Source organism: Kitasatospora sp. NPDC048365 (assembly GCF_043200835.1).
Classification (GTDB): domain Bacteria; phylum Actinomycetota; class Actinomycetes; order Streptomycetales; family Streptomycetaceae; genus Kitasatospora; species Kitasatospora terrestris.
Genome location: NZ_JBICYJ010000053.1, coordinates 30,724 through 55,892 on the forward strand (window position 1 = coordinate 30,724; position 25,169 = coordinate 55,892).

Consider the following 25,169-nt stretch of genomic DNA (forward strand, 5'->3'; position numbering starts at 1 on the left):
TCTCTGGTAGGGGCCGCCCGGCCGTCGTGCTGCTGCGCATCCGGCGCGGGCGGGCTGACATCGGGTCCGATCCGGTCCGGGCACGTGGGGGGTGTGCCGTTCAGGGCCAGTGATAGGACATCAGATATCCGATGTTGTCGAGACCTTAGGCAGGGCCGCCGGCCCGGTCAAGGCCTTGCGCACGGGAAGATGACGGGTCGAATTGCGCAGGACGACCGTCAGGCTGCAGAGCACCCCGACGGCGACCAGGGCGAGGAGGAGCGGGTACGAGAACACCGACGACGCGAGTGCCAGTCCGACGGGCAGGAGGAACCCGGCGTAGGACAGCGCGTAGTACACGCCGGTCAGGGTCGCGAGCTCGGTCGGCGTCGCGATGCGCTGGACCTCCAGGAGGCCCGACACCAGGGCGATGCCGTAACCGGCCCCCAGCAGCGCGGCGTTCGCCAGGGCCGCCAGGGGTGAGCGGGGCCCGGCGTTGGCGGCGGCGGCCGCCGTGCCGAGGGCGATGAGGAGCAGGGCCGCCGCGCTCGCCCTGGCGTCGGAGGCCCGGTCGAGTCGCCTGGCCAGCGGCTGGACGGCGACGCCCGTCCCCAGCGTGACGACGGTGATCAGTGCGGCGTAGGCGAGTCGGGCGTCGCCGACCCTCGCGGCCTCCAACTGCGGCGTGACCGCGTAGGCGATCCCGGCCGCGCCGAAGATCCAGGGGGCCAACGGCAGGACCACGCCCAGGAACCGGCGGTTCCCGACCGCGGATGCGAGGCCGGACCGTAGTGGTCGGCCGCGGCCGACGGGTTCGGGCCGGGGCGCGCGCAGGACGGCGACCAGGCAGGGGCCGGCCGTCGCCGCGTGGACGAGGTAGGGCAGCGCCGTCGGCCAGGGGCCCCACTGGGCCAGGCACCCGGCGACCGCGGCCCCCAGGCCGAACCCCGTGGTGAGCGCGACCGACGCCCGGCGCGCTCCCGCTCCGGGGTCGGCGCCCCGGCCGTCCGGCGGGCCCGACAGTTCCTTGATCCAGCTGGTGCCCGCGGTCATCGCGGCGCCGACCGCCGTCCCGCTGAGCAGCCGTCCCAGGTACAGCGGCAGCGGCCCGAGGCCGCCGGTGGCCAGGACCAGGCTGGCGGTACCGGCCGTCGCCGTCGCGAACACCATGAGCGGCTTGCGGCCGTACCGGTCCGAGAGCGGCCCGGCGAGGAGCAGTGCGGGGACCAGCCCGAGGACGTAGGCGCCGAAGAACGCGTCGACGGTGACCTCGGAGTAGCCGCCCAGCTCGCGGTACATCGGCAGCAGCGGGGAGAACTGGTTACCGGCCCAGCCGCAGCAGAGCACGGCGAGGGCGACGTACGTCCAGGGTCGTGCGGGCTGCGGTGTCCGGGGCGGCGGGTGCGGTGTCATGGCCTCCCCGGCGGGCGGGACCGGCGGAGGACGTCGACGGCGGTGGCGAAGTTCACCCGGATCGCGGCGGCGCGCTCGGCCGGGTCGGTGCGCTCCGCGGGCCAGCCGGTCTTGACAGCGACGAACAGCGGGTCGTGCAGGTGGGCGAGGGACTGGGCGGCCCTGGCCGTGGTGAGCAGGGAGGTCGGCTCGGCGTAGCGGCTGTCGAGGGTGTCGGCGAACGGGAGGTGGGTGTCGTCCCAGGCCGCGCCGTGGGTGCTGGCGCGGTCGCCGTTGCCGGAGAGGGTGAAGGCGCGCAGCAGCCCGGAGGCGGCGGCCTCGGCGGCGTGGTCGTGGACGCGGTCCGGGTCGCGCAGTTCGAGGAGGGAGCGTCCCCAGTTGAGGCTGAGGCCGATGCCGGAGCCGGTGAGCGAGGCGACGGTGTCGATCTCCTGGCGGAGTGTCAGGAAGCCCTTGACCGGTGTCCGTCCGGGCCTGGGGGCGTCGCAGTGCTCGACGAGCAGGGCGGCGCCGTCCCAGTCGAGGGCGGCGATCTCGGTGAGCGAACGGCGGAAGGCCTCGGCGTCAGGCCGCAGGGGGTGGCCTCCGTAGCCGGGTGCGGACTGGAACTCCACGGCCAGGACGGCGGCCCGGCCGGCCCGGTCGTTGATCCGCCGGACGCCTTCGGCGATCTGCCGGGCCATCGCCGTCGCGGCCTCGCGGCCGTCGGGGTCGGGCGAGGCCAGGCCGAAGGCTGGGGCGGCCAACCAGGCGGGGTAGGTGGCGGCAATCGCGGTGAGGGCGACGGTCCAGTCCGGGGGCAGGACGTCGAGGATGTCGCCGATCTGGGCGGCGGTGGAGGCGTCCTGCCAGGCGAGAGCGACTCCTTCGGCGTGCGGGGTGGTGGCGAGCCGGCGGTAGTAGGCGGATTCGGAGCGGCGGTGGGGTGGGGCGCAGGTGTAGCCGGCGATGATCTTCTTCATCGGTGGGGTGCCTTCGGGGTGGTGTTCGGTGGGCGACGGCCGGGCGCGCGTACGGTCGGAAGCGGGAGCGCCTCCGGCCGGCCGGGCGAACGCGGAGAGGGCGGCTGACCGCAGGGCGCGTCCGGCCGACCGGGCGTGCGCAGGGCGCCGGCGGCGGCGCTGCGCGCATCGGGGGTGCAGCGCCGCCTCCTCCGATGCGCGCAGCGGCTCGTGGCCCGGGCGGCCGGGTGTGGGCCGGCGGCGGGTCAGGCCTGGACGGCCCGGGCGAACCACCGGGTGAGGGTGGTGGGGTGGGTGATCGCGGTGCCGACCACGACGGCGTACGCACCGGCGGCCAGGGCGGCGGCGGCCTGGTCGGGGGTGTGGATGCGGCCCTCGGCGACGACGGGGACGTCGAGGGTGCGGGCCAGGCGTTCCACCAGTCCCAGGTCGGGTCCGGGTGTCTTCGGCGAGTCGTCGGTGTAGCCGGAGAGGGTGGTGCCGACCAGGTCGGCGCCGAGTTCGGCGGCGCGGACGCCTTCCGCCTCGGTGGCGACGTCCGCCATCACCAGGCGCCCCTCGGCGTGGACGGCCTCGATCGACTCGGCGAGCGGCCGGCCGTCGGGGCGCGGCCGGGCGGTCGCGTCGAGGGCGACGATGTCGGCCCCGGTGCGGGCGACCTCGCGGGCGTGCATCGCGGTCGGGGTGATGAAGACCCCGGACGCGCCGTCCTTCCAGAGCCCGATCAGCGGGGCGTCGGTGGCCCCGCGGATCGCCCACAGGTCGCGCAGTCCCTGGGCCCGGATCCCGGCCGCTCCGCCCTCCAGGACGGCGAGTGCCATCCGGCGCATGGCGTCCGGGTCGCGCAGCGGCTCCCCCGGGTAGGCCTGGCAGGAGACGATCAGACGCCCCTTCAGTGAAGGCAGCAGGTCGTCGCGCATGCGGCCGCCTCCCATCCGATCCGGCCGGCCCCGACCAGGGCCGCGGCGGTGCCGAGCCGGCCGGCCGCGAGGTCGAGGCCGCGCAGCGGGGGCAGGAGCTCGGCGGTGAAGGCGGCGCGCAGCGGCCGCCACCAGGCTTCGCCGCAGCCGGCGACTCCGCCGCCGACCAGGACGAGGTCCGGGTCGAGGGCGTTGGCGAGGCCGCCGAGGGCCTGGCCCAGGGCGGTGGCCCCGCGTTCGAGGGTCCGGACGGCGATCTCGTCGCCCTGCTCGGCGCGGGCGGCGACGGCGCGCAGGTCGCCGGCCGCGGGGTGTCCGCCCTGCGCGAGGTAGTCGGCGTGCAGGGCGGGGCCGGCGGCGACCGCTTCGACGTGGCCGCGGCCGCCGCAGGTGCAGGGCCGTCCGGCCGCGGCGGGCACGGCGAGGTGTCCGACGTGGCCGGCGACGTGGCGGGCGCCGTGGTGGACGACGCCGTCGATCAGCAGGGAGCCGCCGATGCCGGTGCCGGCGGCGACCAGCAGGACGGTCCCGGTGTCGGTGGCCGCGCCGGTCCAGGCCTCGCCGAGGGCGTGTGCGTGGACGTCGTTCTCGACCGCGACGGGGACGCCGAGCAGGTCGTGCAGGCCGCCGCGCAGGTCGGTGCCGGCCCAGCCGGGCATGGCGTCGGTGGCGGACAGCACGTACCCGCTGTCGGGGTCGATCACCCCGGCGCTGCCGACGCCGACCGCGGCGGGATCGCCGCCGAGCCGGTGCACCGCGTCGGCGACGGCGGCGAGGACCGCCGCGGGTCCGTCGGCGGCGGGGGTCGGGACGGTGACGGTCCGTCCGACCTCGCCGCCCCGGCCGATCAGGGCGGCCGAGGTCTTGGTGCCGCCGATGTCGACGCCGGCGACGTGGCTCATCGCAGGCCCGCGCGGTCGAGGATGCGGGCGACGGCCGCGGTCTGTTCCTCGTCGAGGGCGGCCATCGGGCTGCTCACGGCGTTGGTGGCGATGATGCCGCGCAGCATCAGGGCGGTCTTGAAGCCGCCGAGGCCGGCGGCAGTGCCGGAGGTGTCCTTCGCCGCGAAGACGATCTCGAACAGCTGGGCCAGCCGGTCCTGTTCGGCGCGGGCGGCGGCCCAGTCGCCGGCCCGGGCGGCGTCGACCAGGCGCCGGTAGCCGTGCGGGTCGACGTTGCCGAGGCCGGGGACGACGCCGTCGGCGCCGCCGAGCAGCATGCCGTCGACGACCACCTCGTGGCCGGTGAGCACGGCGAAGTCCAGGTCGGCGGCGCCGAGGCAGAGGTAGCGGAAGGCGACGTCGTCGCCGCTGGAGTCCTTGACGCCGGCGAGGACGCCGTCGGCGGCCAGTCGCAGCAGCATGTCGCCGGCCAGCTTGGTGTGCACGCAGACGGGGATGTCGTAGGCGAGGACCGGGAGTTCGGCGGCGGCGGCGATCTGCCGGAAGTGCCGTTCGATCTCCGCCGGGTGGGTGCGGGTGTAGAAGGGGGCGGTCGCGACGACGGCGTCCGCGCCGAGGTCGCGGGTGGTGTTGGCCCGTTCGATGACGCGGTTGGTGGTGGTCTCGATGCAGCCGGCGATGACCGGGACCTGGCCGGCGTTGGCCTTGACCACCACCTCCAGGGCGCGGGTGCGCTGGGACTCGGTGAGGTAGGCGGTCTCGCTGGAGCTGCCGAGGGCGAACAGGCCGTCCACGCCGCCCTCCAGCAGGAACTCGACGAGGCGCTCCAGGGAGGCGGTGTCGATGTCGCCCTCGGCGGTCAGCGGGGTGACGACCGGGGGGATGACGCCGGTGAACAGGGGCTGGCGGGTCATGCGGTGCTCCTTGCGGGGTGTGCGGACGGGACCGGCTCGGGGTGGACGCAGTGCCAGGCGCGGCCGCCGGAGCGGCTGGGCTCCGGGAAGGCGGTGGCGCAGGCGTCGTCGGCCTTCCAGCAGCGGGTGCGGAAGGGGCAGCCGGTGGGCGGGTTGGTGGCGGAGGGGACGGGCCCGTGCAGGACGATCCGCTCGGTGTCCTCCAGCAGGCTGGGCGTGGCGGACAGCAGGGCCTTGGTGTACGGGTGGGCGGGGTTGCCGGTGACCTCCGGGGCGGGGCCCTCCTCGACGATCCGGCCGAGGTAGAGCACGGCGAGCCGGTCGGCGAGGTAGCGGACGGTCTGGATGTCGTGGGAGATGAAGACCATGCCCAGGCCGAGGCGTTCGCGCAGGTCGACGAGGAGGTTGAGGACCTGCGCGCGGACCGAGACGTCCAGTGCGCTGGTCGGCTCGTCGGCGATGATGATCTCGGGTTCCAGGGCGAGGGCGCGGGCGATGGCCACTCGCTGGCGCTGGCCGCCGGAGAGCTGCCCGGGCAGGTTGCCGAGCACGTGGCCGGGCAGGCCGACGAGGTCGAGGAGTTCCTCGACGCGCCGTTCGCGCTCGGCGCGGGTGCCGCGGCGGTGGACGTCCAGCGGGTCGCGGAGGATCCGGGCGACGGGCAGGCGGGGGTTGAGGGCGGTGGAGGCGTCCTGGAAGACCATGCCGATCGCCGAGCCGAACTCGCTGCGGCGGCGTCCGGCGGGCAGCGCCCACAGGTCCTCGCCGCGGAAGGAGACCGTGCCCTCGGTGGGCGGTTGGAGGCCGGTGAGGACCTTGGCGAGGGTGGATTTGCCGCAGCCGGACTCGCCGACCAGGCCGACGATCTCGCCCTTGCGGACCTGGAGGGACGCGTCGGTCAGGGCGTGCACGGAGTCGCGGCGCAGCAGGCCGCCGCTGCGGGCGCGGTGCCGGACGTGGACGCCGTCGAGGGCGAGGACGGGCTGCGGGCCGCGGTCGGTCGGGGGGATCGCGGGCTCCCTTCGGGGGCCTCGGACGGTGCCGGTGGGGTTCAACGGGGGCTCCCTTCGAGGACGGCGGCGGCGGGGTGGTGGCAGGCGAAGCCGTGGTCCGGGGCGCGGTCGGCCGGCGGGGGCGGGGTGGTGCGGCAGAGGTCGGTGGCGGCCGGGCAGCGGGTGGCGAAGCGGCAGCCGGTGTTGAACTTCTGCGGTGCGGGGACGACGCCGCGGATCTGGTGCAGCCGGTCGGCGCCGGACTCCAGGGAGACGACGGAGCCGAGCAGGCCGCGGGTGTAGTGGTGGGCGGGGTCGGTGAGGACGGCGCGGGTGTCGCCGAGTTCGGCGACCTGGCCGGCGTACATCACGGCGACGCGGTGGGCGAGGTCGCCGACCAGGGCGAGGTCGTGGGAGACCAGGACCATGGCGAAGCCGAGTTCGTCGCGCAGCCGCACCAGGAGTTCGACGACCTGGGCCTGGACGGTGACGTCGAGGGCGGTGGTGGGCTCGTCGGCGATCAGCAGGCGGGGGTCGCGGGAGAGGGCCATGGCGATCAGGACGCGCTGGCGCTGGCCGCCGGAGAGCTCGTGCGGGTAGCTGCGCAGGGTCCGCTCCGGGGAGAGGCCGACGAGCTCCAGCAGTTCGGCGGGGGTCTTGGTGCCGCCTCGGGAGGTGAGCTGCTTGAGCTGGGTGCCGACCAGCATCGACGGGTTCAGGGAGGACATGGCGTCCTGGTAGACCATGGCGATCTCGGGTCCGAGCAGGGTGCGGCGCTGCTTGGCGTCCAGGGTGAGCAGGTCCTGGCCGCGGTAGTCGATCCGGCCGGTGGTGGTGGCGTTGCGGGCGAGCAGGCCCATCACGGCGAGGCTGGTGATGGACTTGCCGCAGCCGGACTCGCCGACCAGGCCGAGCGTCTCGCCCTCACGGACGGTGAAGGAGATCGAGTCGACGACCGTGGTGTCGCCGTAGCGGTCGGGGAAGCGGATGGACAGGTCGCGGACCGCGAGGAGCTCGGGGGCGCCGTCGCGGACGGGCTTCAGCCGCGGCGGCCGGGCGGCGATCCGCTCGGCGAGGACGGCGAGGGCGGTGTCCACCTCGTCCTGGTCCGGCGCTGCGGCGGTGGTGGCGGCCTCCGGGACGGTGGTGGCCGGGCCGGGGGCCTTGGCGGGTGCGGCGGAGGCGTCGGTGAGGCCTTCGGCGAGCACGTTCAGCGCCAGGACGGTGACCAGGATCGCGAGGCCCGGGAAGATCGGGGCCCACCAGCCGCCGGCCTGGAGGATCTGCTGGCCGTAGGAGACGACGTTGCCCCAGCTGGGGTTGGGCTGCTGCACGCCGGCGCCGAGGAAGGACAGGCTGGCCTCGAAGACGATGGCCTCGGCGACGAGCACGGTGGCGAAGACCGCGACGGGGGCCGCGCAGTTGATCGCGACGTGCCGGAGCACGATGTGGCTGCGCCGGGCGCCGATCACCTTCTGCGCGGCGACGTAGTCCTCGCCGTACTGGGACTGGACGTTGGCGCGTACGACCCGGGTGAGCATGGGGACGTAGACGAAGGCGATGGTGAGCACCAGGATCGGGACGCTGGTGCCGAAGATGGTGACCAGGACGGCGGCCAGGGCGATCGGCGGGAACGCCATGACGATGTCCAGGGTCCGCATCACCGTCTCGTCGCCGGCCTTGCGGGAGGTGGCGGCGAGGGCGCCGAGCACGCCGCCGGCGACGAGGGCGACGGCGGTGGCGCCGAGGCCGATGGTCAGGGAGTAGCGGGCGCCGGCCACGACCCGGGCGAGGACGTCGCGGCCGAGCCGGTCGGTGCCGAACCAGTGGGCGCCGCTGGGCGGTTGGACGGGCAGGCCGGTGGCGAGCGGGTCCTGGGTGAGGAGTGGGCCGAAGGCGGCGGCGAGCGCCGTCACCAGCAGGACGGCGGCGGCGATCCGGGAGGCGAGGGGCAGCCGGCGGAAGGAGATGCCGGGCCGGGCGAGGCTGCGGAGGAGTCCGGTTCGCATGTCACACCGTCCTGACACGAGGGTTGGCGAGCAGGACGAGGAGGTCCGAGACGACGTTGACCGTCAGGAAGACCACGGCGATGGTGATCACCGCTCCCTGGACGAGGGCGACGTCGCCGCCGGTGACGCCCTGCACGATGAGCTGGCCCATGCCGGGCAGGTTGAAGATGGCCTCGATGACGACGGCGCCGCTGAGCAGGTAGCCGACCCGCAGGCCGAGGACGGTCAGCGGGGTGACCATGGCGTTGCGCAGCACGCCGCGGATCACCACCGAGCGGGGCAGCCCGTTGCCGGTGGCGGTGCGCACGTAGTCGCGGTCGAGTTCGGCGACCATCGAGGTGCGGACCAGCCGGGCGAGCGAGGCGGCGACCGGGACGGCGAGCGAGATCGCGGGCAGGGTCATGGAGTTCAGCCAGCCCGCCGGGTCGTCGGCCGGGTTGATGTAGCCGCCGGTCGGGAACAGCGGGTGGTTCAGGGCGAGTTCCTGGATCAGCAGGATGCCGACCAGGAACGACGGGATCGCCACGCCGGAGATCGACAGCAGCCGGGTCAGCTGGTCGGGCCAGCGGTCGCGGTACAGGGCGCCGGTGATGCCCAGCAGCAGGGCGAGCGCGACCGCGATCACCAGGCCGAGCAGGGTGAGCTGCAGGGTCAGCGGGAAGGCGGTGGCGATCCGGTCGGCGACCGGCTGGCTGGGCGGGACGGTCACGCCCAGGTCGCCGTGCAGCAGGTTGCCGAGGAAGCGCAGGTACCTGACCGGCAGCGGGTCGTCGAGGCCGTTGGCCGCGGCGAACGCGGCGCGGGCCTCGGGGGTGGCGCTGTCACCGAGGGCGTTGTACGCGGGGTCGGCGGGTGAGAACTGCATCACCACGAAGACCAGCGCGGCCACGCCGAGCACCATCACCGGCAGCATCGCGACGCGGCGCAGCGCGAGCCGGAGGAATACGAGCATCGGGAGTCCTTGGTCGAGCGGGAGGGGGGACGCGGGCCGGCCCGGTGCGGCGGGCCGGCCCGTGTCCGGTCGGGTGCGGGGTCGGGCCTGTGGGCGCCGGCCCCGTCCGGTCAGGCGGTGGCCACGCCGAGGAAGGACAGGCCGGTGGTGGGCAGCGGCTTGAAGCCGGTGAGCTTCTTGGCGTCCCAGGCGGTCGGCAGCTTGCGGTGCACGATCGGGTAGAGGGCGGCCTGGTCGGCGATCAGGTCGATGGTCTGGTTCCAGAGCTTGGCGCGGGCGTCCTTGTCGGCGCTCTGGGCGGCCTGGTCGAGGAGGCCGCGGACCTGGGTGTCCTCGGCGGAGCCGGCCCACCGGAAGCGCTTGGTGGGCCAGACGCCGGCGCCGTAGAACCAGCGCAGCAGCAGGTCGGTGTCGTTGCCGAAGACCGAGGGGTCGCCGGGGGCGGCCATCACCTGGAAGGACCCGGCGTCGACCTTCTTGTACTGGCCGGAGGAGTCGCCGATGTCGAGGGTGGTGGTGACGCCGATGGCGTCCCAGCTCTCCTTGATGATCGGCGCGATGTCGGCGACCCAGCCGGTGTTGGTGGTCAGCAGGGTCACCGCGAGGCCGCTCGCACCGGCCTCGGCGAGCAGCGCCTTGGCCTTGGCCTGGTCGTGGGTGTAGACGGTGGCGGCCCGGTGGTAGTCGGGGTGGCTGGGCTGCAGGTAGCTGGTGGAGGCGATGCCCTGGCCGTACATCGCGGTGGTGACGATCTTCTCGACGTCCAGGGCGTAGTGCAGGGCCTGGCGGACGCGCTTGTCGTCGAAGGGCTTCTGCGAGCAGTTGAACATCAGGAAGAGGTTGCCGAAGGAGGCGACCGAGTCGGTGGTGGTCTTGCCCTTGAGGCCGGCGACGTCGACGTAGGGGACGTCCTCGATGGCCTGGACGCGGCCGGAGACCAGGGAGTTGACCCGGGCGGTGTTGTCGTTGACGAGGCGCCAGTTCATGGCGGCGGCCTTGGCCGGGCGGGGGCCGTTGTAGGCGTCCCAGCGCTTGAAGACGATCTTGTCCTGGCGGGTGGCCTCGATCAGCTGGTACGGGCCGGAGCCGACCGGCTTGGCGTCGAAGGCCTTCGGATCCGCCTCGACGACCTTCCTGGGCACGATCTTCACGACGGAGATCCGGCTGGGGAAGAGCGGGAAGGCGTACTTCAGCCGGAACTCGACGGTGGCGGCGTCGACCGCGCTCACGCTGTCCAGGAAGGGCAGGAACTGGACCATCAGGGAGGCGTTCTTCGGGTCCAGGATGCGGGTGAAGCTGAACACGACGTCGTCCGCGGTGACCGGCGAGCCGTCGTGGAAGGTGGCGCCCTGGCGCAGCGAGGCGCGGTAGGTGGTGTCGTTCACCTTCTGCGGCATGGCGGTGGCCAGCGCCGCGTAGGCCTCGCGGGTGACCGGGTCGAGGTCGACCAGGCCCTCGAAGACGTGCATGTTCGCCGCGACCGGGGTGGCTCCGGAGGAGGTCATCGGGTCGAAGCCGGTGGAGAGGGCGTAGGAGATGCCCGCCTCGATGGTGCCGTTCGGGTTCGGCGCGGCGCCGTCGCCGCTCTTGGTGCCGGCGGTGGAGGACGGGCCGCCGCAGGCGGCGAGGGAGCCGGTGAAGGCGGCGGCCGCCGACACGGCGCCCGCCAGGCGCAGGAAGCCTCTGCGGTCGACTTCCTTGTTCATCCGATCCAACACGGGTGCTCCTTGGGGGCGGAGATCAATGATCGAGAGGAGGGGGAACCCATCGGACATCTGATGTCCGACGCTGTTAGGGTGACCGTAGCCGTCACACCGGGAGGGGTCAAGGGATGATCAGTCGGGACAACGCACGATTTGGCAACGGCCGTTCGCTGCGCCGGAGCGAGGTGACCGAGCAGATCAAGCGCTACATCCTCGACAACCGGCTGAGGCCGGGAGACCCGCTGCCGACCGAGATCGAGCTCTGCGCCGCGCTCGGCGCGAGCCGCTCCAGCATCCGCGAGGCCGTGAAGACCCTGGACGCCCTGGACATCGTCGAGGTCCGCCACGGGCACGGCACCTACGTCGGCCGGCTCAGCCTCTCCGCCCTGGTCGAGGGGCTCACCTTCCGCGGGCTGCTCAGCCCCGACGACGACTTCCGGGTCCTCGCCGACCTCGTCGACGTCCGCGAACTGTTCGAGCAGGGCACCGCCGACCGCCTCGTCGCCACCCTCACCACGCCCCACCTGGACGCCCTCGACGCGCTGGTCGACGAGATGGCCGAGCGCCTGCGCCGCGGCCAGGACATCGTCGCCGCCGACCGCGGCTTCCACGCGATGCTGCTCGAACCGCTCGCCAACGAGCTGGTCGGCCAGCTCTCGGCCGCCTGCTGGGACGTCCACGCGATCGTCGCGCCCCACCTCAACCTGGTCACCGGGCAGGACGAGGCCGACACCGTCGCCGCCCACCGCGCGATGGTCGCGGCCGTCCGCCGGGCGGACGCGGCCGCATTCCGCGACGCCGTCCGCGCGCACTACGCACCGGTACGGCGGCGCATCGCCGCCGCCCGCGCGGGGCGGCTCGCCGTTCTCTGAGATCGACGCCCGGCCGCCCGCACCGCGCGGCGACGTCCGCCCACGCCGCGCGTTGACGGTCACCGTGCCGGGCTCCTAGAGTCTGCGCCGACCAGACATCACATGTCCGATGTCCGGGCAGCTCTGGGTCCCGTGCTCTCGCAACGGCAGGCACGGCAAGCCTCCGGCCCGTACCGGCGTCGAAGCGCCCCGGCGGGCCCGCGTCTCCGACGGAGTCCACCGCCGATGTCCCCCTCCCCCGGCCGAACGGCCGACCGCCGCCGCTTCCTCCGCCTCGCCGGCGCCACCTCGGCGGCGGCCGCGCTGGCCGGCCAACTGGCCGCCTGCGACGACCCCGACGGCGCCGACGGCCCGGACCGCGCCGCGCGCGGCAGCGGCGACCGGATCGACGCCGGGATCTCCGGCGTCCTGTCGACCGGGTTCGACCCGGTCCGCGCCAGCGGCGTCACCCCGGTCGCGGCCAACACGCACCTCTTCGAGGCCCTGGTGGACCTCGAACCGGCCGGGCGACGCCCCTACGCCGCCCTCGCCGACCGGCTGCCCACCAGGGTGGACGCCACCACCTACCGCGTCGACCTGCGCCCCTCGGCCACCTTCCACGACAACACGCCGGTGACCACCGGGGACGTGGAGTACAGCTTCGCCCGGATCCTCGACCCGTCCGCGAACTCGCTGATGACGCAGTTCCTCCCGTTCCTGGACACCGTCCGGGCGCTGAACGGCTCCACCGTCGAGTTCCGGCTGAAGTACCCGTTCGAGTTCTTCGCGTCCCGCCTCTCGGTGGTCAAGATCGTGCCGCGGCACGCGGTGGAGGCCGACCCGAAGACCTTCGACGCCCGGCCGGTGGGATCCGGGCCGTACCGCCTGGCCGCCGACCCCTCCCCCGAACGCGTCGCCTTCCGGCGCTGGGAGGCCTACAACGGCCCCAAGCCCGCCAAGGTCCCGGACATGGTCTGGCAGCTGCTGCCCGACGGGGCGGCCCGCGACCGGGCCCTGCTCTCCGGAACGGTGGCCGCCGTGGACGACGTCCCGTACGCCGAGGTCGAGACGATGGCCCGTCAGGTCCAGGTCGAGCCGGTGGAGTCCTTCGGCAACCTCTTCCTGATGTTCAACCTCGCCCGGCGGCCCTTCCACGACAAGCGGGTACGGCAGGCACTGCACTACGCGCTCGACGTCGACAGGATTGTCGCCGAGGCCATGCACGGCAACGGCTCGCCCGTCGTCGGCTACCTCCCGCAGAGCCACCCGGCCCACATCCGGGCCTCCACGGTGTACCGGCACGACCCCGCACGGGCCAGGGCCCTGCTCGCCTCCGCCGGGGCGACCGGACTCGACCTCACCCTGTCGGCCACCGACCACGAGTGGGTCGCCGCGATCACCCCGCTGGTCAAGGAGGCCTGGGACGCCGTCGGCGTCACCACCACCCTCGACACCGCGCCCTCCGCCGACCAGTACCGGAAGGTCGACGCCGGCGAGTTCCAGGTGCTCGCCGCACCCGGCGACCCCTCGGTCTTCGGCAACGACGCCGACCTGCTGCTGCGCTGGTTCTACGCCGGCACCTGGCCCGCCAAGCGCTTCCGCTGGGCCGGCTCCGCCCAGGACCGCCAGCTGCGGACGCTCCTCGACCAGGCCGTCCAGACCACCGACAGCACGCGCCGCCGATCACTGTGGAGCACGGCCTTCGACCTGATCGCGGACGAGGTCCCGCTCTACCCGGTCGTCCACCGCAAGCTCCCGACCGCCTGGCGCCTGCAGCGGCTCCTCGGGTTCCAGGCCCTGCCCACCACCGGCCTGTCCTTCCTCGACGTCGACGCCCTGCCGGGACGGTAGGGCGTCGACGGGGGCCGCTCGGCACGGCACGGTTCCGCGCCGTGCCGGTCAGCCGATCCGGCGGCGGAGCCAGGCGAGCTTCCGGGCGAGGTGCACCTGCTGGCCGCCCTCGTGGCCGTTGTACTCGTACACCTCCACCTCCTTCGGCCCGCCGTACGCGTGGTAGGCGCTGAAGCAGGTCGAGGGCGGGCAGATCGGGTCCATCATGGCGATCGAGAACAGCGCCGGGGCGCTCGCCCGCCTCGCCAGCACCGCGGCGTCGAAGTACGACAGCGTGCGGAAGACGTCCGCGGACCGGTCCCGGTGCAGACGCAGGTACTCGGCGATCTCGGTGTACGGCGGCTGCGCGGCGATCTCCGCGCCCCGCCGGAAGTTGGACAGGAACGGCACGTCGGGCATCGCGCCCGCGAGCCCGGGCACCAGGGCGGCGGTCGCCAGCGCGATCCCGCCGCCCTGGCTGATGCCCGTGACCACGACCCGCTCGGGGTCGACCATCGGCAGGCTGCGGGCGGTCCGCGCGAACCGGACGGCGTCGGTGAAGACCCGCCGGTAGTAGTGGGTCTCCGGGGAGGCGATCCCGCGGGTGACGAAGCCGGGAACGGCGCCCGGGTCGTGCGCGCCGGGGTCGGGGGTGTCGCCGGGCGCGGCCGACCAGCCCTGCCCCCGGGTGTCCATCAGCAGGTGGGCGTAGCCGGCGCTCGCGTAGGTCAGGTCCTCGTGCGCGAGCCCGCGTCCGCGCCCGTAGCCGAGGTACTCCACCACGCAGCCGAGCGGTTCCCGGGCGCCGGCCGGCAGCCTGAGCCAGCCGCGGACCGGTTGGCCGGCGTAGCCGGTGACCGTGATGTCGTACGTGGTGACGAGCTCCAGCCCGTTGCCGACCCGGGCTAGGACGGGCTCGCCGGCCTGCGACTCGGCCTCGGCGAGGGTCCGCGTCCAGAAGGCGTCCAGGTCCTCGGGGGCGGTGAGCTCCGGTCGGAACTCCAGACATTCGGCCAGCGGAAGGTCGGTGAGCGGCATGGCGGTCCTCGGGTCGACTGAACGGCGGACGATGTGCCCGCATGTTATCGGACGTCAGACGTTCTATGTCCAGATAGGTCGCTGGTCGGGTCTGCACGAGGACAGGCCGAGGCCCGCCGCCCCTGTGCGGAACGGCGGGCCTGATCAGGACGGCGGTTCTGCCGTCACCCGCTCTTGGCGGCCTGCGCGGCGCGCGCTGCCGCGATGCGGCGACGGGCGGGCTTGTAGTGCCGCTCCACCGCTCCGTCGAACGCGGCCGGGTCGAAGGCCCGCACGGCGGCGATGATGTCCCGGTGCGCGGCGATGGTGTCGATCTCGTCCGCCTTCGTGATCACCTGGAGGTGCGGCGAGACCACGCCGTACACGTCCCAGCAGGCCGACGAGAACTGACTGACCAGGTCGTTGCCCAGCGGGTCGAGGAGCAGGGCGTGGAAGCGCCGGTCGGCGGCCACGATGTCCTCGCCGCGGGCGAGCCGCTCCTCCATCTCGCCGACCAGTTCCTCCAGACTGTCGATGTGGTCGGCGTGCAGCGTGTCCAGGATCCGCCGGGCCATGCCCCGCTCCAGCAGCTCCCGTACGTCGATGAGCTCCTCGAGCACCTTGAAGTCGTCCTCGGGGCTGAGCAGCCCGCGGAAGGTCAGCCCCTCGACCAGGGCCGACATGCTGAGCCCGCCGACGTAGGTGCCGTGGCCGTGCCGCACCTCGACGATGTCCAGCGCGTCGAGCGTCTTGACCGCCTCGCGGACGCTGGACCGGCTCACCCCGAGCGCCTCGCACAGCTCGTTCTCGGTGGGGATGAGGTCGCCGGGGCGCAGCCGCTCGTCGATGATGTAGCGCTTGATCCGCTCCGCTACCTCGTGTCGGCGCAGCGACCGTCGGTTGCCGGCGGCCGGCATCGGCAGACTGCCCACCTGATGACCCTCCTCGTTGACGTGGGTCCAGCCTAGCAACGCCCCTGACGTCAGATGTCCCGATCACCGCGGAAGACGTCAGCCGCCGAGGTGGTCCCGGATCCCGGGAGCGTCGAAGCGGCGGTGCAGCCGGCCGGGGACGTCCAGGCCGATGAGCAGTACCACCAGGAGGCTGAGCGAGCAGGTCAGCACGGCGAGGGCGGTGCCCAGGGTCATGCCCTCGGCGAGCCGGGCGCCGAGCACCGGGGCGACGGCTCCGCCGAGTGCGCCCACGTTGTAGACGAAGCCGAGCCCGGCCGCGCGCCGCTCGGTCGGGAAGTGTCCCCCCAGGTAGCGCGGGAGCAGCCCGGAGATGCCGAAGCTGGTCGCCTGGAGGAGAAACAGCAGGACGCCGAGCAGGACGAGGTTGTCGCGCACCGCGAACACCGGGAACACCAGGGCCAGCGAGGCGGTCAGGGTGACGGCGTACGCCCTGGTGGGGCCGAACCGGTCGCCGGTGAATCCGGCCGCGACGCACCCGGCGGCGGTGCCGAAGCCCGCGTAGAACAGCACGTCCCGGACCTGGGCGGGGCTGTAGTGCAGTTCGGTCTTCAGGTAGGTGGGCAGCAGCGCCTGGATCGGCCAGGAGTAGAGGAACGCCGCGAACACGGTGACGATCAGGGCCGGCAGCAGCACCCGGCCGGACGGGCCGCCCAACTGCACCGCGAACGCCCCGAGGCACGCTCCCGCCGACACGGCGAGGGCCCAGCCCGCGCCGCCGGCCTGCCCGGTGAAGACCAGCAGCAGGGAGCCGGTGGTGACGGCCGCCAGCGCGGCGTTCACCCAGCCCCGGCGGGGCGTGGCGAACAGTGGGCGGAAGGGGCTCGGGCGCGCGGCCGTCTCGGCGATCGCCTCCTCCCAGTCCGCGGCCTCCGGCAGCACCCGGCGGATCCACAGCGCCACCACGGCCGGCAGCACGCCGAGGTAGAACATCCACCGCCAGCCCAGCGCCGGCACCACCCAGCTGTAGACCTGGGCCGCCAGCACCGTGCCGATCGAGTAGCCGGAGATCAGCAGCCCGCTGGCCCGCCCCCGCATCCGCGTCGGCCAGCTCTCCATGACGTACGTGGCGCTCGCGCTGTACTCCCCCGCCATCCCGAGCCCGATCACCAGGCGCGCGGCGAAGAGCGAGGCGTAGCCCCAGGCGAAGCCGCAGGCGGCGGTGCCCGCCGAGAAGAGCAGGATGCTCACCGTCATGGCGGTCCGCCGGCCGTAGCGGTCGCCCACGCCGCCGATCACCATCCCGCCGAGCCAGCGGGTGACGAACGCCGCCGACACCAGGGACGCCGCCTGCACGCCGGTGAGGTCGAAGGCGCTCGTCACCTCGGTCAGCACCAGGGTGATCAGCACGAAGTCGAAGCCGTCGAGGACGTACCCGACCCACGCCGCCAGGAAGGCCCGCCACCGCACCGCGCCGACTTCGCGGAACCAGGCGACCCGGTGCCCGGGCCGATCCGTACCGCTCAACCGTCCTCCCGCCGCTGGCCGGGCCACCTGCGCCGGCACAGTGCACAGTAGCCGCCGGACGCCCCCGGCCCGGCGCACCCGCGCCGGAGGACGACCGGGAGCCGGGCGGCCGATGCGGCTGGGCGGCTGGGCGGCCGGGCGGGTCAGAGCACGGCGAGGCGGCCCACGACGAGCTGCAGCCGCTGCTCGGCGTACTCCGGCGGCAGGCGTCCGGCCCGGGTCAGGGTGGCCAGGCCGTGCAGGGCGGCCCAGAACGTCTCGGTGAACACCCCCGGGTGGACGCCGTCGCCGGCGACCTCGGTGAGGGTCTCCAGCAGGGAGGCGAAGGCGTCCTTGAGCGGTTCGGGGGTGTCCTCCTGCGCGAACGCCAGGCCGCCGTCGAGCCGGAACATGGCGTCGTAGACCGCCGGGTTGCGTTCGGCGAAGGCGAGGTAGGCGCGGGCGAGGGCGGCGACCCGGGCGCGCGTGCCGTCCGCAGTGACGGTCGCGGCGGCGGTCGCGGCCCGCAGCGCCGCGGCCATCTCGGTGGCGCCTTCGAGGGCGACGGCGCCGATGATCTCGCGCTTGCCGCGGAAGTGGCTGTAGAGGACGGGCTGGCTGTACTCGATGCGCTCGGCGAGCCGACGGGTGGTGACCGCGTCCCAGCCCTGTTGCTCGGCGAGTTCACGGGCCGTCGCCACGATGAGGCGCTCGCGGTCCGCCCGTTCGCGCTCTTTGCGTTCCTGTACCGACATGACTCGATTCTAGCACCGCTAGACAATCGAGCGGCAGCAGTACTAGCGTTGCTTCATCAGCTAGCAGCGCTAGATCCCTGGAGGGGAACCATGCTCACCGCACTTGAGGTCTTCACCGTCGTGTCCGTCGGCCTGATGGTCGGGGTGGAGTTCTCCGTCGCCTTCGTGATGAACCGGATCTTCGCCGGACTGCCCGAGGACAGCGCCACGCTCGCCCGCGCCCACGGCGGCCGGATGCTCGGCGCCGTGATGCCGGTCTGGTACATCAGCTCACTGGTCCTCGCCGCGGTCTGGGCCGTCGCCGGATGGCACCACCCGGGCGCCGGCCTGGTCGTCGTCGCCGCCGCGCTGCTGATCGTGAGCGTGCTGATGTCGGTCCTGGTGCTCGTCCCGATCAACAACCGGGGAAAGACCTGGACCCCGGAGAACCGGCCCGCGGACTGGAAGGAGCAGCAGAACCGCTGGGACCGCTACCACTACGCCCGCGTCGCCGTCATCGTCGCCGCCTTCGCCGTCCTGGTCACCGCGCTCGTCTGAGCCCGCCGGACGAGGTCACGCACCTCGTCCGGCTCGTCCGGCGGGGGACGGTCAGGCCGCCTCCAGCGCCTCCGGCGGCTCGGCGGCCGGCTCCGGCGGCCCGGCGGGCTCGCTGCGCCGCCACAGCAGCGGGAGCAGCAGCGCGGCGACGACGGCCAGCAGACCGGACAGCGCGATCGCCCGGCCCGCGGCGACGGCCTGGACCTCGCGGAAGGCCGCGGTGAGGGCGTCCTGGGTCGCCTGGTCGACGGACGACAGGATCTGGTTGGCGAGGTTGGAGTCGGTGACGGCGTTGCTGAGCTCGTTGACCTCGGAGGAGCTCAAGCCGGCCGCCTTCGCCTTGTCCGCGGCCTGGTTGCTCTCCACCGCCTGCTGGACGGCGACGGTGATCGCCACACCGAAGGCCCCGCCCAGCATGCTGGTCACCTTGAACATGCCGGACGCGGTGCCCGCGAGTTCCTCGGGCGGGCCGGCCACCGCGGTGTCGGAGAGCGGGATGGACATCAGGCCGAGGCCCGCGCCGAGCACCAGCAGGCCGAGGGCGAGCAGCAGGTAGTTGTAGTCGTGGCCGATCAGCGCGGTCACCAGAGTGCCGACGCCCAGCAGCAGGACCCCGACCACGACGGGCAGGCGGGGGCCGCGGCGGGCGGAAACCCGGCCGCCGATCGGGTTGAGGAGCAGGATGGTGGCGGTCGAGGGCAGCAACAGGAGGCCGGCGGCGATCGGGCCGTAACCGCGGACCTGCTGCAGATAGAGGGTGAGCAGGAAGCTGACGCCGGCGAAGACGATGTTCATGACGGAGTTCGCCGCCAGTGCGCCGCAGAACGGGCGTGAGGAGAACAACCGCAGGTCGATCAGCGGGTCCTTCACCTTCTTCTCCAGCAGGACGAACAGCGCGGCCAGCACGACGGAGCCGACCAGCAGAGCAATGATCACCGGGTCGTCGAACCCCTCCTCCTGGCCGGCCGTGCAGCCGTACAGCAGGCAGAACGCCGCGAGCGCGCTGGTGAACAGGCCGGGCAGGTCGATGTGCCGAGAGGCGTTCGGGTCGGTGGACTCCTCGGCGAAGCGGCGCACCAGCCACAGCGCGACCAGCGCCAGCGGGGCGTTGATCCAGAACGTCGAGCGCCAGCCCAGCAGACCGGTCAGCACGCCGCCGACCGCGGGACCGGCCGCCTGCCCGACCCAGGCGACGGCCATCCAGGCGCCGAACGCCCGGGGCTGCTCGTCCGGCGGGAACATCGGCGGGATCAGGGCCAGGGTGGCGGGCAGGATCAGCGCCGCGCCGACACCCATCGCCGCGCGGCCGACGATCATCCCCGTCACACCCGGAACGAACGCCGCCACCAACGACACCGCACCCATCACCAGCAGGCCCACGCCCAGCATCCGCTTGCGCCCGTACACGTCGCCGAGGCGGCCCGCGGCGAGCACCAGGGCGCCGGTGGACAGGCTGAACGCGTTGTTCGCCCACTGCAGATCGGGCAGCGAGGCATCCAGCTCCTGCGAGATCGTCGGAACGGCCACCCCGAAGTCGGCGAACGACAGCCACACCATCCCGGCCGCGACGCACATGCCGGCCAGCGCTTTCCAGCGGTGCTCGGAGTATCCGTCGTGCGGCACACCGGTCGAACGGGCCATGCGGGCGACTCCCATGGATCTGGTCCGCCTCCGCCGGGCGAACCACCCCACTCTCCCGGCCGCGGGTCTCCCGCAGCGGCGCGACACCCTCGGCGGCGGCCCCACTCCGCCGAACAGCCCACTGTGACGGAGCACCGTACTTTGCGAGTGATCGTTGAGAACTTGCTGGTCAGCACCATGGCGGTGCAGGGCAGTTCGCGAGGGTGGAGCGCGCTGCCTTACGAAGCGGTGCCGTCCGGTTGTCTGCCCGCCGCTGCTCCGCGCGGCCGACTGCGCTGCGGCTTGCCTGCCTATTCGGGATCGTCGGTCTCTGCGGGGATGGTCCAGCGCAGCACGGTGGTGGTGCCGGCCCGTTCCAGGGTGACGGCGTAGACCTGGTCCCAGGCGCGTTCTCCGTGGTGGCGCATGGAGTGATCACCCGGCTCCCAGCCCAACTGCAGGACCTGGCATCCGTCGATCTCGATCTGTCCGGCCAGCAGGGGGTGCATCTCGCCGTCCCGCTGGAGCAGGTGGAAGTGGGTGTGCGCATCCACGGAGACCACCAGGCCGGAGCGGGGCGCCCAGCTGCGGATCCGGTCGGCGAACTCGTGGGCCTCGCGCAGCGGGAGGTCGAGCCTCCCGTAGGGCCCCTGGCCGCCGTATGTGGGGGGTCCGTTCGCCGCCGAAGCGGGCGTGGGCGTCGTCCGCGTGCTTCCCCCAGTAGGTGACATCGGAGAGTCCGTCGATGGATTCACCGTCCAGTCCGACGAACGAGTCGAGGGCGCGGGCGTCCCCGAGGACCATGCCGCACCGGTCGACCGGCAGGTCGCCGAGACGGACCGGCTCTCCGCCGGGATCGCCCGGCCAGGGCAGGCCGAGGTCGACTTCCAGGACCGCGATGACCGGCCCGTCGTACGAGTCCCCCGTCTGCGCGCGGACCGTCAACGGCCGACCGGCCGCGGCCGGCACCGCGACCGCCTCGCAGAACCACTCCTGGCTCGGGCCGTCCGCAGGCTCGTGGAGGTGGCCGCCGCCCTGCTCCGCCACAGCCGTTGCCCGCACGGACAGCGGGTCGCCGTGCACGAGCCACTGGTCGATCCAGCCGGCCATCCCCAGGACCAGCACGCCGGACGGTGTTGTGACGACTCCGAGGTCGACAAAGGGCTCGCTCATCCGCTGATTCAACCAGGAGCGGATCGGCCGGCCCCTCCGGGCCCTGGCAATGCGGGGGCCGAAGTCGCACGCCAAGCTGCTCCACTCGCAAACTACGGTGCTCCGTCACACCGGACTCCGGCCGCACGGACGGGTACGGGAGCTCAGGGACCCCATCTCCCCGGCCTGAAGGCCGGGGCATCCTGGGAGATCAAAGGTGATCGGTCATCACCTTGTAGGTGGCGAACCCCGGGGAGCCCACCAGCAGCGCCAGGCCGCCGAGGACCATGATCATGGCGATCGTGCAGGTGACACGCTCGCCCAGGCGGTTCCAGAACTCCGCCCGTCGGCCGTCGGGGGTGTCGGTGCGCCGGACCGACGGGATGTCGATGCGGCCTTCGACGACGGCCGCCGCGGCCTGCCTCTCCCGCACCGGCCACAGCGCGGCGACCTCTCCGCTGCTCAGCCAGGGCTCCTCCGCGGGCGCCGGCTCGGACGCCTCCGGCTCCGGCATGCGCCCCTCCCCCGATGCGGCAGGTTCCCCGTACACACCCGCCGTCCCCGGGGCCACCAGGGTGCGTGCGGCCGCGGATCCGGGGTCGGCGGGCGACGGTGACGGCGAAGGGCCGGAAGCCGTCCCGGCGGAGGAGATGGGGAAACTCGACCTCGCGGCCTTGGACCGGTTCCGGCCCTACGGCGGTCCCCGGCATCCGCCACCGGCAGGTCGGGAGCGACCGGCTGGTCGCCGTCGTCCGAGCGGGCCTCCGTGCTCCTCGGCTATCGCTGACACGACCGTCTCCCGGCTTTCGCCGACACCGGGCCATGGCGCGAAAACCTGAAAGATTTTCTTCCGACGTGTCGATCCGGAGCCGCGCCGTTCGACCTGGGACTGAGAGGGTCGAGAGACGATCCCTGATGAAGGAGGCCGATGATGGCGAAGTACATGCTGATCATGCGTGGTACGGACGAGTCGATGGCGAAGATGATGTCCACGCCGTTCGAGGAGATGCTGGAGACGGTGGGCCGCTTCAACGAGGAGCTGATCCGGGCGGGAGTGCTCGTCGCCGCGGAGGGCCTGGACGACCCGTCCCAGGGCGTGGTGGTCGACTTCGGCGGGGAGACCCCGGTGGTCACCGACGGGCCGTACGGTGAGACGAAGGAGCTGTTCGGCGGCTTCTACCTGATCGACGTCTCGTCGAAGGAGGAAGCGGTCGAGTGGGCCAAGCGGCTCCCGGCGTTCCCCGGTTCGAAGTGCGAGGTCCGCCGTGTGCCCGGCATCGAGGAGTTCCCGCAGGACAACGAGTGGATCGTCAAGGAGCGGGCGTGGCGCGAGCGGACCGGCCAGCTCTGATGCCGGAAGCAGTCGACGGCCCGCCGGTCGCCGAGGCGGCGCGGCGGGCCGTCGAGGCCGTCTGGCGGATCGAGTCCGCGCGGATCGTCGCCGCCCTGGCCCGCTACACCGGGGACTTCGCACTCGCCGAGGACGCCGCCCAGGAAGCGGTCGCGGAGGCGCTCGTCGCCTGGACGCGGGACGGCACACCGACCGACCCGGTGGGCTGGCTCCTGGCGACCGGGCGGCGGCGGGCCATCGACGCCTTCCGCCGTGCCTCGGCACTCGGGGAGCGCTACGCGGTGCTCGGGGCGGAGCTGTCCGACGGCGGCTTCACCGCCGGTGCGCCGGCCGCGCCGACGGCTCCGCAGGAACTGCCGTGGGATCCCGACCGGGTCGACGACGACGTCCTCGCGCTGATGTTCACCGCCTGCCATCCGGTCCTCTCGCCCGAGGCCCGGGTGGCGCTCACGCTGCGTGTGGTGGGAGGCCTGTCCAGCGAGGAGATCGCGCGGGCGTTCCTCGTTCCCACCCCGACCGTGCAGGCGCGGATCACCCGGGCGAAGAAGACGATCACCGCCGCCCGCGTCCCCTTCGAACTGCCGTCGGCCCATGACCGGCCGGCACGGCTCGGCGCCGTCCTGAGCGTCCTGTACGTGATCTTCACCGAGGGCTCGACGGCGACCTCCGGCGACGACTTGCTGCGCCCCGACCTCGCCTACGAGGCCGTGCGGTTGGCCCGGATGCTGACTGCCCTGCTGCCGGGTGAGCCGGAGGTGCACGGCCAGCTCGCGCTGTTCGAGCTCACCTCCGCGCGCTTCCCGGCGCGCACCGGGCCGGACGGCGAGGCGGTGCTGCTGGAGGACCAGGACCGTCGCCGGTGGGATCGTTCCGCGATCCGGCGTGGCCTGGCAGCCCTCGGCCGGGCCTCCGCCCTCGGGCGGGGCCTCGGGCCGTACGGCCTGCAGGCCGCGATCGCGGCGTGCCACGCAGCGGCGCCCTCGGTGCAGGAGACGGACTGGGAACGCATCGTGCTGCTGTACGAGGCGCTCGGCCGCGTGGCCCCGTCACCTGTGGTCGAGCTCAACCGGGCCGTGGCCGTCGCGATGGCGAGCGGACCGCACGAGGCACTGGCCCTGGTCGACGACCTGCTCGCCTCCGGCCGCCTGTCGGGCTCGCACCTGCTCCCGAGCGTGCGCGGCGAACTGCTGGTCCGCCTCGGCCGCACCGCCGAGGCCCGCGCCGAGCTCGAACTCGCCGCCCGCCTGTGCCGCAACGCCCCCGAGCGGGCGGTGCTGCTGCGCAAGGTGGCCGCCCTGGGGTGACGCCGTCCGAGCAGCACAGCCGTCCTGCTTGCCCCTCGACCGGTCAGCCTCACGAGCGACCACTGAATTCGTCACTCCGGTCACGGCCATGTCGTCGGTTGCCCGTCCGTGCGCACTGCGAGGACGGCCCGGCGGAACCGTAGCGCAGGGCAGCACTTCCGACCGTCCGTTCCCCCCGCCTCCCGGGACTCACGCCGGTGACGGCCGTGTCCGGCGGACGACTCCGCCCCAGGCCTCGGCCATCGCGCCCCAGACCGCGCGCAGTTCCCGCTCCGCGGCGCGGACCGAGTCGACCGCGGTCTGCGGGTCGCCGCCCGCGGCCTGCACGGCGGGCCCGTCGGAGCCCGCCCAGTCGGCCATCACGGCGGCCAGCACCTCCGGATGGAACTGCACGCCCCACCCGCATCCGCCGACCCGGAACGCCTGGTGCCTGGAGTCGTCCCCGCCGAGCAGCGCCACCGCGTCCGGCGGCAGGGCGGTGATCTCGTCCCAGTGCCACTGGGCGGCGAGTGCCCCTTCGGGCACGGCTCCGAACACCGCGTCCCGGTCGGCGGCCGGGAGTCGGCGCAGCGGTATCGCGCCCACCTCGGGCACCCGGCCGCGGGGGGCGACGCTGCCGCCGAGGGCCACGGCCATCAGCTGCCCGCCCAGGCAGATTCCCAGCAGCGGGACGTGGTCCGCGACTGCCTGCCGGATCAGTTCCCGGACCTGCGGCAGCCACGGCGCCCTGTCGTCGTCCTCGCAGTTGGGTGCGCCGCCGAGGACCAGCAGCCCGGCGTAGCCGTCGAGGCGGGCCGGCAGCATCTCGCCCGCCCAGGGATGGACCGTGTGCAGGCGCAGGCCCGTCCGCTCCAGGTGTTCGCCGACCAGGCCGGGCCCGGTGCCGTCCTCGTGCTGTACCACCAGCACCTGCGCGCCGCCCGTCGTTCCTGCCACGGCCGTCCACCTCACCGGTCCGGTGCGGGCGGCCCGATTGCGTACCCGCGGGGAGCGCCGATGCTCTCACGTCCCCGCTCGGGGCGGAACGGGTGGCCGGCGACCTTGGGGCGGGGGTGCGGATGGCGCCCGGGACTGCGGAACCGGCGCTTCACCACTCGATCGGGTGATGGTCCGCTTTCTGTCCGTCATGTCCATGGCCTAGCGTCGGGGGCTCCGTCGGACGGCGAATCCGCGCCGCGCGACGGTCACCTGAGGGGGAGACATGGAAACCATCGACGCCAACTGGGTCCAGCGCGGGTCGTGCCGGACCTCGGACCCTGACGCCCTGTTCGTCGACGGCGCGGGGCAGAACCGTGCGAAGGCCGTGTGCACCGGCTGTCCGGTACGCACCGAGTGCCTGGCCTACGCACTCGACCAGCGGATCGAGCACGGTGTCTGGGGTGGCATGACCGACCGCGAGCGGCGCGCCCTGCTGCGGCGTCGGCCGACCGTCGAGTCCTGGGACAACCTCCTGCGCCGGGCCCGGGCGGAGCACACGGAGCACACCGCGGGGCCCCGGCGGGGGCTGCCGCTGGCCGGCTGACCCCGCCGTGGGGGGGGGGGGGGGCGGCGGGGGGGGGGGGGGGGGGGGCCGGCCGGGCGGCGCGCGC

23 protein-coding genes are annotated in these 25,169 nt (G+C 73.6%); 6 read left to right on the forward strand and 17 right to left on the reverse strand.

The genetic code is table 11. The annotated features are described in order from the left end of the window. Positions 1-120: 120 nt before the first annotated feature. The 9 genes from ACGFX4_RS35625 to ACGFX4_RS35665 form a co-directional block, all read right to left on the reverse strand. Positions 121-1,392, reverse strand: a complete 1,272-nt coding sequence (locus ACGFX4_RS35625) for an MFS transporter (RefSeq protein WP_393083784.1) — start codon at positions 1,390-1,392, stop codon at positions 121-123. Further along, positions 1,389-2,354 carry a DUF4862 family protein gene (locus ACGFX4_RS35630; protein WP_393083787.1) on the reverse strand — a complete coding sequence of 322 codons (966 nt, stop codon included), beginning with the start codon at positions 2,352-2,354 and terminating at the stop codon, positions 1,389-1,391. Before ACGFX4_RS35630 ends, ACGFX4_RS35625 begins: the two co-directional genes overlap by 4 nt. Before the next feature lie 245 nt (positions 2,355-2,599). Continuing rightward, on the reverse strand, positions 2,600-3,274 hold the full coding sequence (locus tag ACGFX4_RS35635) for an N-acetylmannosamine-6-phosphate 2-epimerase (protein WP_393083790.1): 675 nt from the start codon (positions 3,272-3,274) through the stop codon (positions 2,600-2,602). Next, positions 3,247-4,176 carry an ROK family protein gene (locus tag ACGFX4_RS35640; protein ID WP_393083793.1) on the reverse strand — a complete coding sequence of 310 codons (930 nt, stop codon included), beginning with the start codon at positions 4,174-4,176 and terminating at the stop codon, positions 3,247-3,249. Before ACGFX4_RS35640 ends, ACGFX4_RS35635 begins: the two co-directional genes overlap by 28 nt. Further along, complete coding sequence (locus tag ACGFX4_RS35645) at positions 4,173-5,090, reverse strand: dihydrodipicolinate synthase family protein (RefSeq protein ID WP_393083796.1); 918 nt, start codon at positions 5,088-5,090, stop codon at positions 4,173-4,175. Before ACGFX4_RS35645 ends, ACGFX4_RS35640 begins: the two co-directional genes overlap by 4 nt. After that, a complete protein-coding gene (locus tag ACGFX4_RS35650) occupies positions 5,087-6,100 on the reverse strand; it encodes an oligopeptide/dipeptide ABC transporter ATP-binding protein (RefSeq protein WP_393083842.1) in 1,014 nt (337 codons plus the stop codon). The genes ACGFX4_RS35645 and ACGFX4_RS35650 overlap by 4 nt, the downstream gene beginning before the upstream one ends. Positions 6,101-6,141: 41 nt before the next feature. Further along, positions 6,142-8,091, reverse strand: coding sequence for a dipeptide/oligopeptide/nickel ABC transporter permease/ATP-binding protein (locus ACGFX4_RS35655; protein WP_393083798.1), 1,950 nt, complete (start codon positions 8,089-8,091; stop codon positions 6,142-6,144). Position 8,092: 1 nt separating this feature from the next. Then, entirely contained in the window at positions 8,093-9,043 is a 951-nt protein-coding gene (locus ACGFX4_RS35660; RefSeq protein ID WP_393083801.1) for an ABC transporter permease, read from the reverse strand. A gap of 110 nt (positions 9,044-9,153) precedes the next feature. Continuing rightward, complete coding sequence (locus ACGFX4_RS35665; RefSeq protein ID WP_393083845.1) at positions 9,154-10,791, reverse strand: ABC transporter substrate-binding protein; 1,638 nt, start codon at positions 10,789-10,791, stop codon at positions 9,154-9,156. A gap of 83 nt (positions 10,792-10,874) precedes the next feature. On the opposite strand from ACGFX4_RS35665, the gene ACGFX4_RS35670 reads away from it, so the two are divergent. Next, positions 10,875-11,618: a FadR/GntR family transcriptional regulator gene (locus tag ACGFX4_RS35670; protein ID WP_393083804.1), complete on the forward strand. Its 744-nt coding sequence runs from the start codon at positions 10,875-10,877 to the stop codon at positions 11,616-11,618. A 225-nt stretch (positions 11,619-11,843) separates the two neighbouring features. Beyond that, positions 11,844-13,448 (forward strand): ABC transporter substrate-binding protein, encoded by a 1,605-nt coding sequence (locus tag ACGFX4_RS35675; protein ID WP_393083807.1) that lies wholly within the window; start codon positions 11,844-11,846, stop codon positions 13,446-13,448. Positions 13,449-13,496: 48 nt separating this feature from the next. Here the strand turns inward: ACGFX4_RS35675 and ACGFX4_RS35680 are convergent, their stop codons facing one another. The 4 genes from ACGFX4_RS35680 to ACGFX4_RS35695 all read right to left on the reverse strand — a co-directional run bounded on the left by ACGFX4_RS35680 (position 13,497) and on the right by ACGFX4_RS35695 (position 17,616). Continuing rightward, entirely contained in the window at positions 13,497-14,465 is a 969-nt protein-coding gene (locus ACGFX4_RS35680) for an acetylxylan esterase (RefSeq protein ID WP_393083810.1), read from the reverse strand. Positions 14,466-14,629: 164 nt separating this feature from the next. Beyond that, a complete protein-coding gene (locus ACGFX4_RS35685) occupies positions 14,630-15,361 on the reverse strand; it encodes a FadR/GntR family transcriptional regulator (RefSeq protein WP_393083848.1) in 732 nt (243 codons plus the stop codon). A gap of 93 nt (positions 15,362-15,454) precedes the next feature. Further along, a complete protein-coding gene (locus ACGFX4_RS35690) occupies positions 15,455-16,882 on the reverse strand; it encodes a sialate:H+ symport family MFS transporter (protein ID WP_393083813.1) in 1,428 nt (475 codons plus the stop codon). Between the two features lie 143 nt (positions 16,883-17,025). Beyond that, a complete protein-coding gene (locus ACGFX4_RS35695; RefSeq protein WP_393083816.1) occupies positions 17,026-17,616 on the reverse strand; it encodes a TetR/AcrR family transcriptional regulator in 591 nt (196 codons plus the stop codon). A 90-nt stretch (positions 17,617-17,706) separates the two neighbouring features. Between ACGFX4_RS35695 and ACGFX4_RS35700 the strand changes: the two genes are divergently transcribed. Then, on the forward strand, positions 17,707-18,153 hold the full coding sequence (locus ACGFX4_RS35700) for an anthrone oxygenase family protein (RefSeq protein ID WP_393083819.1): 447 nt from the start codon (positions 17,707-17,709) through the stop codon (positions 18,151-18,153). 51 nt (positions 18,154-18,204) lie between these two features. Here the strand turns inward: ACGFX4_RS35700 and ACGFX4_RS35705 are convergent, their stop codons facing one another. The 3 genes from ACGFX4_RS35705 to ACGFX4_RS35715 form a co-directional block, all read right to left on the reverse strand. Next, entirely contained in the window at positions 18,205-19,794 is a 1,590-nt protein-coding gene (locus ACGFX4_RS35705) for an MFS transporter (protein ID WP_393083822.1), read from the reverse strand. 290 nt (positions 19,795-20,084) lie between these two features. Continuing rightward, the gene (locus ACGFX4_RS35710; protein ID WP_393083825.1) at positions 20,085-20,504 is read right to left on the reverse strand and encodes a hypothetical protein; all 420 of its coding nucleotides are present in this window, start codon (positions 20,502-20,504) and stop codon (positions 20,085-20,087) included. 632 nt (positions 20,505-21,136) lie between these two features. Next, the gene (locus ACGFX4_RS35715; protein ID WP_393083828.1) at positions 21,137-21,439 is read right to left on the reverse strand and encodes a hypothetical protein; all 303 of its coding nucleotides are present in this window, start codon (positions 21,437-21,439) and stop codon (positions 21,137-21,139) included. A gap of 417 nt (positions 21,440-21,856) precedes the next feature. Here ACGFX4_RS35715 and ACGFX4_RS35720 point away from each other — a divergent pair, with 417 nt between their 5' ends. Continuing rightward, entirely contained in the window at positions 21,857-22,276 is a 420-nt protein-coding gene (locus ACGFX4_RS35720) for a YciI family protein (RefSeq protein WP_393083831.1), read from the forward strand. Then, complete coding sequence (locus ACGFX4_RS35725) at positions 22,249-23,580, forward strand: RNA polymerase sigma factor (RefSeq protein WP_393083834.1); 1,332 nt, start codon at positions 22,249-22,251, stop codon at positions 23,578-23,580. Before ACGFX4_RS35720 ends, ACGFX4_RS35725 begins: the two co-directional genes overlap by 28 nt. A gap of 189 nt (positions 23,581-23,769) precedes the next feature. On the opposite strand, the gene ACGFX4_RS35730 is transcribed toward ACGFX4_RS35725, so the two are convergent. After that, positions 23,770-24,516 carry a type 1 glutamine amidotransferase gene (locus ACGFX4_RS35730; protein WP_393083836.1) on the reverse strand — a complete coding sequence of 249 codons (747 nt, stop codon included), beginning with the start codon at positions 24,514-24,516 and terminating at the stop codon, positions 23,770-23,772. Between the two features lie 265 nt (positions 24,517-24,781). Between ACGFX4_RS35730 and ACGFX4_RS35735 the strand changes: the two genes are divergently transcribed. Continuing rightward, positions 24,782-25,102 (forward strand): WhiB family transcriptional regulator, encoded by a 321-nt coding sequence (locus tag ACGFX4_RS35735; RefSeq protein WP_393083839.1) that lies wholly within the window; start codon positions 24,782-24,784, stop codon positions 25,100-25,102. The last annotated feature ends 67 nt before the right edge of the window (positions 25,103-25,169 follow it).

Bases quoted from the DNA above. Each gene is read 5' to 3' on its own strand.
- ACGFX4_RS35695 (WP_393083816.1), bottom strand. From the start codon at position 17,616: ATGTCGGTACAGGAACGCAAAGAGCGCGAACGGGCGGACCGCGAGCGC.
- ACGFX4_RS35705 (WP_393083822.1), bottom strand. From the start codon at position 19,794: ATGGCCCGTTCGACCGGTGTGCCGCACGACGGATACTCCGAGCACCGC.
- ACGFX4_RS35680 (WP_393083810.1), bottom strand. From the start codon at position 14,465: ATGCCGCTCACCGACCTTCCGCTGGCCGAATGTCTGGAGTTCCGACCG.
- ACGFX4_RS35720 (WP_393083831.1), top strand. From the start codon at position 21,857: ATGGCGAAGTACATGCTGATCATGCGTGGTACGGACGAGTCGATGGCG.
- ACGFX4_RS35670 (WP_393083804.1), top strand. From the start codon at position 10,875: ATGATCAGTCGGGACAACGCACGATTTGGCAACGGCCGTTCGCTGCGC.
- ACGFX4_RS35715 (WP_393083828.1), bottom strand. From the start codon at position 21,439: ATGCCGGAGCCGGAGGCGTCCGAGCCGGCGCCCGCGGAGGAGCCCTGG.
- ACGFX4_RS35645 (WP_393083796.1), bottom strand. From the start codon at position 5,090: ATGACCCGCCAGCCCCTGTTCACCGGCGTCATCCCCCCGGTCGTCACC.
- ACGFX4_RS35630 (WP_393083787.1), bottom strand. From the start codon at position 2,354: ATGAAGAAGATCATCGCCGGCTACACCTGCGCCCCACCCCACCGCCGC.
- ACGFX4_RS35640 (WP_393083793.1), bottom strand. From the start codon at position 4,176: ATGAGCCACGTCGCCGGCGTCGACATCGGCGGCACCAAGACCTCGGCC.
- ACGFX4_RS35635 (WP_393083790.1), bottom strand. From the start codon at position 3,274: ATGCGCGACGACCTGCTGCCTTCACTGAAGGGGCGTCTGATCGTCTCC.
- ACGFX4_RS35625 (WP_393083784.1), bottom strand. From the start codon at position 1,392: ATGACACCGCACCCGCCGCCCCGGACACCGCAGCCCGCACGACCCTGG.
- ACGFX4_RS35655 (WP_393083798.1), bottom strand. From the start codon at position 8,091: ATGCGAACCGGACTCCTCCGCAGCCTCGCCCGGCCCGGCATCTCCTTC.
- ACGFX4_RS35700 (WP_393083819.1), top strand. From the start codon at position 17,707: ATGCTCACCGCACTTGAGGTCTTCACCGTCGTGTCCGTCGGCCTGATG.
- ACGFX4_RS35685 (WP_393083848.1), bottom strand. From the start codon at position 15,361: ATGCCGGCCGCCGGCAACCGACGGTCGCTGCGCCGACACGAGGTAGCG.
- ACGFX4_RS35735 (WP_393083839.1), top strand. From the start codon at position 24,782: ATGGAAACCATCGACGCCAACTGGGTCCAGCGCGGGTCGTGCCGGACC.
- ACGFX4_RS35675 (WP_393083807.1), top strand. From the start codon at position 11,844: ATGTCCCCCTCCCCCGGCCGAACGGCCGACCGCCGCCGCTTCCTCCGC.
- ACGFX4_RS35710 (WP_393083825.1), bottom strand. From the start codon at position 20,504: ATGTCACCTACTGGGGGAAGCACGCGGACGACGCCCACGCCCGCTTCG.
- ACGFX4_RS35660 (WP_393083801.1), bottom strand. From the start codon at position 9,043: ATGCTCGTATTCCTCCGGCTCGCGCTGCGCCGCGTCGCGATGCTGCCG.